The 730-nt window shown below is 43.4% G+C and carries 1 protein-coding gene and 1 pseudogene; one reads left to right on the top strand and one right to left on the bottom strand.

Annotated elements, in window-relative coordinates; genetic code table 11:
- A pseudogene (locus tag A3750_RS03935) lies at positions 1 to 196 on the bottom strand (hypothetical protein); the annotation flags it as partial.
- A gap of 350 nt (positions 197 to 546) precedes the next feature.
- Between A3750_RS03935 and A3750_RS03930 the strand changes: the two are divergent.
- A partial coding sequence (locus A3750_RS03930) for a DNA gyrase subunit A (RefSeq protein ID WP_156498378.1) occupies positions 547 to 730 on the top strand: 184 nt, incomplete at its 3' end.

Raw genomic sequence — 730 nt, 5'->3', positions numbered from 1 at the left:
AATTCTCAAAAAAGCCAGGGGCTTGTGCGACTTTGGCAGAAAGTTCTTGTTCAAAATGTGCTGGATCGAAGTCAGAGATCTCGAGTGCGGTCATTGGTGCAAGAGACGCTTTTAGTTTTATGCTTGGTGCTTTGTTGCTGCTCTCTTGTTCCACATGCACTGAAGGTGCTGCGTCAGTATCTACGCTCGTAGTCATTGTCACCCTAATCATCGAATTTTGTTGTTATATGTGCTGTGCCGAACGCCTTGCCTGCCAAGGCTTTAAGAACATTCAAGGCTTCCTTTGATCAGAATCATATCATGAGCAATACACAGAATCTTGTATTTTCAAGCTGACTTTTTAGTAATGTAATGCTTCGCGGGATACCGCGATGAACGCTTATAAAATTTACTTATATAAGGGCCCTTCAAACGCCGGTATTTATGTGAGTACATTAAGAAAAGCGCATATTGCTGAATAAACCTATGCAGCATAAGGTGTGGTTCATATAATGTCGGTCATTTCTGAATCGCAACTCCAACCCTCTCTAAGGAACGCAGAGTCTTATGAGTCAAGACACTCCCAATCTCGAAGACGGTGTCGAGCAAATTTCACTTCGTGAATATACCGAAAAAGCCTATCTCGATTATTCAATGTACGTCATTCTAGATCGTGCTTTGCCGCATGTTGGTGACGGCCTTAAGCCCGTTCAGAGGCGTATTGTTTATGCGATGTCGGAGTTGGGGCTGA

Source organism: Oleiphilus sp. HI0079, from assembly GCF_001635105.1.
Note: the sequence above shows the minus strand (reverse complement) of the source record. Positions and strands in the feature narration are given on the sequence as shown.